The 8920-nt window shown below is 41.9% G+C and carries 10 protein-coding genes and 1 pseudogene; 3 read left to right on the forward strand and 8 right to left on the reverse strand.

All coding sequences use genetic code 11. From position 1 onward, the window contains the following. Positions 1 to 56 precede the first annotated feature (56 nt). Complete coding sequence (locus RG963_RS15695; RefSeq protein ID WP_310577221.1) at positions 57 to 260, forward strand: hypothetical protein; 204 nt, start codon at positions 57 to 59, stop codon at positions 258 to 260. A gap of 120 nt (positions 261 to 380) precedes the next feature. Here RG963_RS15695 and RG963_RS15700 read toward each other — a convergent pair whose 3' ends face one another. From RG963_RS15700 to RG963_RS15715, 4 genes are all read right to left on the reverse strand, one after another. Next, positions 381 to 1082, reverse strand: a complete 702-nt coding sequence (locus tag RG963_RS15700) for a metallophosphoesterase family protein (protein WP_310577222.1) — start codon at positions 1080 to 1082, stop codon at positions 381 to 383. A gap of 33 nt (positions 1083 to 1115) precedes the next feature. Further along, the gene (locus tag RG963_RS15705) at positions 1116 to 3044 is read right to left on the reverse strand and encodes a hydantoinase/oxoprolinase family protein (protein WP_310577223.1); all 1929 of its coding nucleotides are present in this window, start codon (positions 3042 to 3044) and stop codon (positions 1116 to 1118) included. A 240-nt stretch (positions 3045 to 3284) separates the two neighbouring features. Continuing rightward, a complete protein-coding gene (locus RG963_RS15710) occupies positions 3285 to 3416 on the reverse strand; it encodes a hypothetical protein (RefSeq protein ID WP_310577224.1) in 132 nt (43 codons plus the stop codon). A gap of 56 nt (positions 3417 to 3472) precedes the next feature. Further along, the gene (locus RG963_RS15715; protein ID WP_310577225.1) at positions 3473 to 3646 is read right to left on the reverse strand and encodes a hypothetical protein; all 174 of its coding nucleotides are present in this window, start codon (positions 3644 to 3646) and stop codon (positions 3473 to 3475) included. A gap of 68 nt (positions 3647 to 3714) precedes the next feature. On the opposite strand from RG963_RS15715, the gene RG963_RS15720 reads away from it, so the two are divergent. Beyond that, a complete protein-coding gene (locus RG963_RS15720) occupies positions 3715 to 4416 on the forward strand; it encodes a class I SAM-dependent methyltransferase (RefSeq protein WP_310577226.1) in 702 nt (233 codons plus the stop codon). A 35-nt stretch (positions 4417 to 4451) separates the two neighbouring features. Next, positions 4452 to 4814: a sulfite exporter TauE/SafE family protein gene (locus tag RG963_RS15725; RefSeq protein ID WP_310577227.1), complete on the forward strand. Its 363-nt coding sequence runs from the start codon at positions 4452 to 4454 to the stop codon at positions 4812 to 4814. Between the two features lie 435 nt (positions 4815 to 5249). Here the strand turns inward: RG963_RS15725 and RG963_RS15730 are convergent, their stop codons facing one another. The 4 genes and pseudogenes from RG963_RS15730 to RG963_RS15745 form a co-directional block, all read right to left on the reverse strand. Beyond that, complete coding sequence (locus RG963_RS15730) at positions 5250 to 6974, reverse strand: DEAD/DEAH box helicase (RefSeq protein WP_310577228.1); 1725 nt, start codon at positions 6972 to 6974, stop codon at positions 5250 to 5252. Between the two features lie 533 nt (positions 6975 to 7507). Continuing rightward, positions 7508 to 7774 (reverse strand): hypothetical protein, encoded by a 267-nt coding sequence (locus RG963_RS15735; RefSeq protein ID WP_310577229.1) that lies wholly within the window; start codon positions 7772 to 7774, stop codon positions 7508 to 7510. A gap of 388 nt (positions 7775 to 8162) precedes the next feature. Next, positions 8163 to 8315: pseudogene (locus tag RG963_RS15740) on the reverse strand (DUF1638 domain-containing protein); the annotation flags it as partial. A gap of 272 nt (positions 8316 to 8587) precedes the next feature. Then, positions 8588 to 8719 (reverse strand): hypothetical protein, encoded by a 132-nt coding sequence (locus RG963_RS15745; protein WP_310577230.1) that lies wholly within the window; start codon positions 8717 to 8719, stop codon positions 8588 to 8590. Positions 8720 to 8920 lie beyond the last annotated feature (201 nt).

The following is an 8920-nucleotide window of genomic DNA, read 5'->3' on the forward strand; positions in this document are numbered from 1 at the left end:
TTTCAATATTAATTAGTGGATACTGTCAAACTTAGGTTCTTATGGTGGAAGATACTTTGAAAAACAGACCGAGAAGCGTTGTAACAGTTGCAGAATTCAAGAAAATGCTCCCAAGGCAGGTAAACCACAATACTCTGATGGTTATTCTGGATTACCTGGAGCAAAGCAATAAAATTGTCGTTGGGCTTAAGGGAATAACCTGGATTCACAGCAGGAATGAAAACTTGAGAAAAGCAGTAGTTCAGGGCCTTGAACTATGAAGTCTTTTATTTATTTCCGTATTCTCAGGTAAAAGCTCCATATTTAACTTACTATTTTCCTGGATCAAGCTCTGGATATAAACAGACTGTTTATGCATATTCTCATTTAGCTTCTTACTCTCAATAACCCCGCCTGAGAATAGCTATCAGTTCCTCTGCATGAGGCATTCTTTCCTTGATCTTTGCGCAGACAGAATCAATGTCATAATCAAGGCGTAACTGTTCTACTTTTCCGTTTTCTGTATCAAAAACAGCGCAGCTTGTCCGGATATCTCCATCCCTCGGCTGTCCAACTGAACCGGGGTTTATTATTGCCAGATTTCCGAGTTTCCTATTCATAGGAATATGAGAGTGCCCGACGATGAGAAATTCTGCTTCCACCGGTTCCATTGCCTCATTTATCATATTTCGGATTTCCTCGTCCGGAGTTTCGGGTTTTATGTATTCGAACATGGAGCGAGGACTCGCATGGGTCAGGTAGAGTCTCTTTCCGTCGATTTCCTCTTTTATCAGCAGGGGAAGCTTTTGCAGATACTCTATCCTGTCTCTGTCAAGAATTCCCCAGGTGTATTCCCTGGTCGCAATCGAGAGATGCTTATATTTGTACCCGCACTGGCAGTCAACCTTAAAAGCAACTGCATTATCATGGTTTCCTCTTATTACGGAAATTTCTTTCATGCGCAGGAGGTCGATACATCTGTCAGGATCAGGCCCGTAATCAACGATATCTCCGAGGCAGATGGCTCTATCATGAGGAACTTTCAAAACTGTCTGAAGGGCTTCGTAGTTTGCATGGATATCGGCAATCAGCAGGATTTTCATATTTCTTCCCTTTCTATTTCTTCCCTTTATCTTTTAAACATGCGGTCCCCGTATCCCTACTCCCATCACCGACAGATTTGTTTCCATCGGGGGATGGTTCCAACCATCAGGAGAGATAGTCTTTTTCTCAAGTGAAATTTCAACCTGATTTCCGCTGAGACCGCAGTCTTTCATGTAATCCGCAACAAGCTTTTCCCCAATTTCGGTTGCTGTCTCCAGGGCTTCCGAATATGTCTCGAACCTCAGCCTGCTGTCCGGGGCAAAAACAAGGAAATCCTTATCCGGAGACACGAGGCTTGCTGGCCTTATCAGGATTTCAACCCTTTTGATGCCTTTTCCTACGAGGGCTCCGACTGCGTTTCCTACTTCGGCATGTTCCGGAACCAGGATTTCAGCATCAATAAGCTCTTCCAGCTCTTTCCTGTGTGCTCGGACAGGTCCTCCGAGCAGAACGACCGGGATTCCAAGTTTGAATTTTGCAGGATAGTTTCCGTCCAGGATCTTTTCAATGGATGAGTATGGAACACCCGCCAGGATATAAGAGAGAAGATGAAGCGCCATATTTCTGGTAACCCTCTTTTTTACGGTCGTGCAGAACTCTCCCGGCGTCATGCGCATGAGCCTTGCGAGCCTTTCTGCGCCTATGCGGGAAGCTTCTTCGTTCCAGGCCCTGTATTCTCCGAGCACGTGCAGGGCATCGGTAGGAGTAAAGCCAATTGCCTGGACAAGGCGTTTTTTGATAAGGGAATCAAGAGTCTGGGGATGAAGGTCTTTTCGGATAAGGGCTGAAATTTCCGGCACTGAGGTGGGTTCGTCTCCGATAACTTCCAGCACTTCAGCTTCAGCCTTGCTCAGTTCTCCTTCCGGGTAGCCTGACCTGACAAAAAACTTTGTGGGCTGTATATTTTCGCAAAGATCTTCCCTTGCAGGCATAGGTGTCCTTTTGAGGTTATTCAGAAAACCTGGGTACTGCACCGCAGCCACTGCCAGAGGAATAACTCGTCTTGGCCCGAGGAAGAGTTCTCTGTCCACTGTCCAGATATGGCTGTCCCCACCTGTAGCCGTTGTCTCCATCCTTATTGCCCGGACACGGGTTTTCCAGCCTCCTACAATTGCTCCTTCATCGCTCAGGTCAGGAACACCCATACAGATTGAGGAGATATCCGTACTCGTGCCTCCAACATCTATAACTGCACAGGTCTTCAGCCCGGAAAGGTATGAGGCTCCTACAAGGCTTGCTGCAGGGCCTGAAAAGATAGTTTCTATCGGTTTTTTCAGGGCATCTTTGATTCCTACTACTGAACCGTCGCATTTGAGCATAAGGAGCCGTGCACTGATCCCACGTTTCGTAATATCCGAAATTATAGACTGTACGAATTGCCTTGTTACAGGGATCAGCTGGGCATTCAGGAAAGCCGTTACTGCTCTTTCATAAGCTCCTAACTCCTGGGAAAGTTCGTGTCCGCAAACCGCAGGAAGCCCTGTAAGCTCAAGGATTCTTTCCCTGGCTTTTATTTCATGTTCAGGGTTCCTTGTGCTGAAGTAGGACGATATGGCAAAAGCTGAAACCCTGTCCTTCACCTGTATGGCGAATTTTTCAATAGTCTCAAGGTCAAGAGCAGCAACTTCTTCTCCATTGTGGTTATGCCCGCCGGATGCAAAGAGCATATGTTGAGTTGGCGGTTCTTTTCCAAGAGGATGATCTCCTATAAGGATCAAGGCTACGGGAAAACCGGTGCCTTCAAGAATAGTATTGGTAGATAGGGTCGTTGAGACTGAGACCAGCCTTACTTTTTCAAGGCATTCAGGATTGAGGCCGTCAATTACGTTTTTGATGCCTGCGAGGGGGTCGGGATAGGTAGTAAGCGCTTTGTTTGAGTCGAGAATCTCTCCATCCGAGTCCCTGATGAGCACTGCATCTGTATAGGTGCCCCCAGCATCAATTCCAAGGCTGTAATGCATACTGAAAAAACTCCTTTTTTCTTTTTCTGGAAATGCCTTTTAACAGGTTTCTATTTTTTCCTGTAAGTAGTTCAGGATAGAGAATAATATCCGGATAATGAAATTATATGATAAAGCAATAATATTTGAAACTATTAAATATATATCTATTTCAAGATGATTTGAAATCACCAAAAGTGATAACTTCAAAAGCAGGTTTCTGACCGAGTATTAAAATACCCAAAAAGCCTCTCTCCCCACTCAAAGGCTTTCGGGTCCGAAATGAACAAACCTGTGGTCATGACGTATTATGCCTCTTTTTATGCAGCTTAAGGTCAGGCATTTATCCGCAACAATGAGCCCCAATTTAATATCTTCATTCATAAGTATCAACTTAAAATTTTTATAAATTGGAAGCTTATCAATTTTTTCCAGATAAGGTGATTGCTTTAATTCTTCTGCATAAGGATTTTCAAACCTTTATCATTGAGGACTTCAGACTCGCAAAGGCATCCTATTTCTTCTAAGAGGGAAATTCCTTCAAGGTAGTGCCTGGTCCAGAAATGCTTGAATTTGTTTATTGTCCCAACTGTTATAAAGGTGTCAGATACTTTTGAAACCATTAATTACCTTTATTTCTGAAAAAGAGCAATAATCTTTTTGCATAACGAGTTTAAGAGGGTCCACTGCTATGACTGCTGCAAAACCTGCTCAAAACACTACTCCTCATCTTCCTGAGGATTACGATGCTCGAATATCCGGTGTTCTACCTTACTACTCATCTTTTCACCAGGAAACTATCAATTTCGTTAAATCGCTGCCTTCCAGTCCGAAGGTATGGATGGATACCGGATGTGGAACAGGGTCCCTGGTCAAGAAGGCAATTGAGAAATTTCCCTATACAAAATTTCTTTTACTTGACCCTTCAGAAGGCATGCTATCCCAGGCAAGGGAAAAATTGTCATCTTATCCTGCCGATAGGCTGGAATTTCTGAGGGCTTCCCCTACCCAGGAAGTCTCTCCGAAATTAGAGAAAGAATCTGACATTATCACCGCTATACAATGCCATCATTATCTTAGCTGCGAAGACAGGATAAAAGCTACCCAAGTGTGTTATAATTTGCTAAACGAAGGTGGAGTTTATATCACCTTTGAGAACATCAGGCCGCTAACAGAAGAGGGAATTGCAATAGGAAAACGATACTGGGGCGATTTTCAGTTAACTCACGGCAGGACTGAAGAAGAAGTAAAGGAGCATCTGGAACGTTTCGATACTGAATATTTCCCCATAACTGTCGAAGAACATCTGAAACTGTTGAGAGAAACAGGATTCAGGGCCGTAGAGTTGTTCTGGTACTCTTACATGCAGGCTGGGTTTTACTGCATCAAATAATGATATTTTTAAATCTGTTTGGAGTGTGTGGCTTTATGAATAATATAATAATCTATTTAATAATTGGTATTGCCGCAGGTATTTTAAGTGGATTATTTGGAATTGGGGGCGGGGTTATAATCATTCCTGCACTAGTGATTTTAGAAGGATTTTCCCAGCTGAAGGCTCAGGGGACTTCTCTGGTTGCACTGCTTCCTCCTGTTGGAATACTCGCATTTCTTGAATATTATAAAAGAGGAAATACTGATTTGTATGCGGGTATAATCATTTGTCTTGCCATGGTTATTGGTGCGAAATTCGGAGCCCAATTCGCAAATACGCTTCCTATTGATGTAATGAGAAAATCTTTTGGAATATTTGTTATTCTGATAGGAATAAAAACATTTTTTGGGAAATAAGCATCTATTAAACTTTCGTATCCTCTTCAAATTGTATGGGTAAAAGTAAATTTCATGTATTTGCTAAAAAACTAAAAATTTAATTAAGTTTAATAAACAGCTTCAAACGACACATTTAACTTTATAACTGTGTGGTAAATTTGTTGAATAGTTTTCGAGTTGGAAAATTCTCCATTGAATTTGAAGAGGATACAAACTTTCCTATAATTTATTCTGAATTAATTTTATAAAGAATGTTGATGCTGTTTTGCTGAGAGTAAATAATTACGAAAGTATTCGATAAATTATAACCAATTTCAAAATCGGACGATTTTTCAGTATTACACAAATCACTGAACTTATTCTAAAATATATATTCTGGAAAATTACAGAGTTCCTGAAGCTTTTTCATCCCCAGGAATCCTAAAAAAGAGAATTCAAGTAATACAAGAAATCTTAGTTTTTCGGAGCTCTACTACTTCTCGTATTTCTTGTGTTATTTGTGCTGCGCGAGTCATTTCGAGTACCACTGCGCGAGTCACTTCGAGTACCACTGCTGCGAGGGCCATTGCGGTCACCATCATTTTTTGAGCTTCTTCCCTTGGATTTCTGGGCAATTTCCACAAAAGGTTTTCGCCCTTTCTGTTTGTTTTTGAAGATTTCAAGCAAGGTTTCAGCCTGGGCAAAGGGTACGGTTACGAAAGAAAAGTGGGGGAAAATCTCTGCATCCACTATTTTCAGTTCGCTATCACCGGTTTCTTCCTGTACGAACTCGCACAACTTGTCCGGGGTCATACCGTCGACTTTTCCCATAGCAATGAACAGCCTGGTTTTGCCTTTTCTGTCGACATATGAACTGCCGGAAATCTCCCCGTACATGCTTTCGTCGAACATTTCTTTGAAAGCATACTTCAGAAGGGCAGCCAGGATTTTTTCTGCGGGGAATTCTTCGAGGAGCTTTTCGCTCATCTCAAGGCAGTCTCCGTATTCTTCTGCTTTAATTGTGGATTCGAGTTCAGCTTTTACTCTTGTCCTTTTGGCTTTAATTACGTCTTTTATCTCAGGCAGCTTTCCTTTCTTCATTTCTGACTTTGAGGTCTTTTTTATGTAAGTGAGCCGTCTGTATTCCGTGGACGTAACAAAGGTAATAGCAGTTCCCTGTTTGCCTGCTCTTCCTGTCCTTCCTATCCTATGCACGTAGGATTCGGGATCCTGGGGCAGAGTATAGTTGATAACATGGGTCAGGTCCAGGATATCGATGCCTCTGGCTGCAACGTCGGTTGCTACAAGGATATTTATCTTCTGTTTCCTGAACTTGTTGAGGATTTTTTCCCGTTCCTGCTGGGAGAGATCTCCATGCAGGGCATCGGCTGAATAACCGCGGTCTCCAAGCTTTTGGGCGAGCTGACCGGTATCGTTTTTTGTCCTGCAGAATACAAGCCCATAGAATTCGTCTTCGATGTCGATAATTCTACAAAGGGCTTCGAATTTGTCGCTTTCCTTGACTTCGAAGTAAATCTGCTCGGTCAGGTCTTCAACCAATTCCTCTTTTTCTATGGCGATGTGCTCATAGTTTTTCATATACTTCTTGACGATTCCAAGGATTGCTTTTGGCATTGTAGCTGAAAAGAAAAGCATTCTTTTGTCAGGGCCGGTTGACTTTAAGATTTCCTTAATGTCGTCGATAAAGCCCATATTCAGCATTTCATCGGCTTCGTCCAGCACGAAATATGAAATGTTTTCGAGGTTTAAGCTCTTCCGCTCAAGGTGATCCATAACTCTTCCGGGTGTTCCGACAACAATGTCCACTCCGCTTTTCAGCGCCCTAAGTTGCTGGGTCATGGATTGTCCCCCATAAATAGGGACAATGTGTATTTTTTTGTCTCCTTTCAGGGAGTTGAGCTCTTCCGAGACCTGAATTGCCAGTTCTCGGGTTGGAGTCAGGATTATTGCCTGTACTTTTCCGGATTTTTCAGGGATTTTTTCTATAATAGGGGTCCCGAAAGCCATTGTTTTGCCGGTTCCGGTCTGAGCCTGCCCTATAATATCACATTCTCCTTTCAAAAAAAGCGGGATAACCTTTTCCTGAATTGGGGTTGGTTCTTCAAACCCTTTCTTTTTGAGGGCTTTCAATGTGTTGTCTGAGAGCCCAAGTGCTTTGAATTTTGCTAATTTTTCCATGTACTCACTCTAATATTAACAGTTATTTTTTCTACAGATCGTGCAGATTGCAGACCTGCTGTTTATATGCTATCTGCCGCATACCCGACAGTTTCCTTTACGGAAAAGGCCACTTATCAAAACCGGTACATGATACCAGCTAAAAACAGGTAAACACGCCGTATAAATGGTCAATATCCCCGGGAATGCGAGAAGGTGCCTAAGGACCAGGGAAATTCAGAACCGATATACATAAAACTTATACAGCAAAAATGCGATTTTCTTGGATAAGTTCCGGACGCTTTTTTGAATTCTTCCCTGTGATACAGGCAGACTAAGTGATTAGACTGATTATTTTTTCACTTGGATAGTTACCCTGTAACTTCTTTTCCTATATATAACTCTTTGGGGTCTTCTAGTGAGGATCTATGAGATCAAATTTACGATTAGCCCGAATTTACGATCATCCGGTATGGACTTTAAACAAAAGCCTGTAAGATGTTTGCAGATATGCTTATGGATGTTGCTTAGAGGTATACTTAGGATATTGCTATTCAGTAGTACCAGCCGTGAAGGCAAAGCTCATCGGTCAACATTTCTTTAAGGAGGTTCAATCTGTCTACTGAATTCCGAATTTGTTCGGGCTTGTCCAGAAGCTCTTCACACTTGGTTTCTTCCTGTATTGTTGTGATCCTCAAAAGCTCTGCAAAATTTACGCACTCATCCAGAAAACGATTGAATAGCCTGCGGGCCTTCGCAAGGCAGTCCGAAGTCCTGAAGTCAGGCTGGACGGTTTTTTCGTATTCTGCTCTCTGTTTCATCTCTGAGGCCAGGAGACGAGCCTCGACGTAATCCCTGGCGTTCAGAAGATTCCCCAGTTCCCTGAGAGCTGTTCCTATATTCTGGGTAAAATAAGCAATCTCAAAAGCCCACTGCTTGTCATAATTCGTTTCAGGGCCTATATTGGAAAAAGGAATTCTGTTTGTCAGCCAGATCAGCTCCTGCTCATCTTTTTCGTCTACCTTTTTGCAGTATTAACATGCTGGAGAGGAAAGAATAAAAGTTTAACTATATTTTCCGGCTCTATAATGTGTTTTTTCTATATATGATACTTTTTGGAGTAAACTTCGGATTATTTTCTTACTCAGTCTTTCCACTCCTTTTTACATGCAAACCCTCTTTTCCCCTCTCATAGCACCTTTCGATAAGTTAAGGACTGCCTCCCACGACCTCAAAGCCGTAAAGCTCAGCAAACTCCCTGACCTTTGCCTCGAATTCTTTTTCATAGAAAAGTCCGGTATTGATCTTTGCAACGTTTTTGTAGCCTGAATAATCAAAAACTATTTTTGTCATTTCTACATTGTCAGGATCAGGAGTGTCCCTCCTTCCACTTCTGGCTTAACTCAAGCTTATTCTGACTCTTTGTTTTTCATCTGCACTACAATTTTAAGAATATTTTCAAATTCAGAGTTCAACCTGTAAAAGTGCCATTTTGAGCTTTTGTAAGCTTCGATAATCCCATGGTTTTTCATAATTGTCAGATGGTGGAAAACCGGATTCTACCTTTCGTTTAACTTGAATATCAGTTCGCAGACACAGTGATCTCTCTGAGAGAATATAAGCAATTTTCAGCCTTATCGAATACCTGAGAGCGCTGAATATCTGACTGGTTTTATGTCATTGTCCAGAAAATCCATTTCCGGGAGCATTTTCTCTTCCCATTCCTTCTTTTTCTCAGGGTCCGCAGGACAACAGCAATAGCTCATAAATAGAAAAAGCTAAACTTCCTAATTAAGAGTTTTTATGTAAATTCCAATAAAAATAAGCCTATTTTAAACTTGTTTTAAGCTTGTTTTGAGACTCCTATTTTTTATTTCTTCAAGCCCGGTTAAACTCAATATTTGCCTATTTCAAAGTCGATTCGGATATCAAATTTCATTGATTTTTGGCTCTTGGTGTTTTATTAA

This window comes from Methanosarcina baikalica (assembly GCF_031461075.1).
GTDB classification, from domain to species: domain Archaea; phylum Halobacteriota; class Methanosarcinia; order Methanosarcinales; family Methanosarcinaceae; genus Methanosarcina; species Methanosarcina baikalica.

Coding starts and splice junctions, on each gene's coding strand:
- RG963_RS15715 (WP_310577225.1), bottom strand. CDS start 3,646: ATGGTTTCAAAAGTATCTGACACCTTTATAACAGTTGGGACAATAAAC.
- RG963_RS15730 (WP_310577228.1), bottom strand. CDS start 6,974: ATGGAAAAATTAGCAAAATTCAAAGCACTTGGGCTCTCAGACAACACA.
- RG963_RS15725 (WP_310577227.1), top strand. CDS start 4,452: ATGAATAATATAATAATCTATTTAATAATTGGTATTGCCGCAGGTATT.
- RG963_RS15745 (WP_310577230.1), bottom strand. CDS start 8,719: ATGAGCTATTGCTGTTGTCCTGCGGACCCTGAGAAAAAGAAGGAATGG.
- RG963_RS15700 (WP_310577222.1), bottom strand. CDS start 1,082: ATGAAAATCCTGCTGATTGCCGATATCCATGCAAACTACGAAGCCCTT.
- RG963_RS15735 (WP_310577229.1), bottom strand. CDS start 7,774: ATGAAACAGAGAGCAGAATACGAAAAAACCGTCCAGCCTGACTTCAGG.
- RG963_RS15720 (WP_310577226.1), top strand. CDS start 3,715: ATGACTGCTGCAAAACCTGCTCAAAACACTACTCCTCATCTTCCTGAG.
- RG963_RS15705 (WP_310577223.1), bottom strand. CDS start 3,044: ATGCATTACAGCCTTGGAATTGATGCTGGGGGCACCTATACAGATGCA.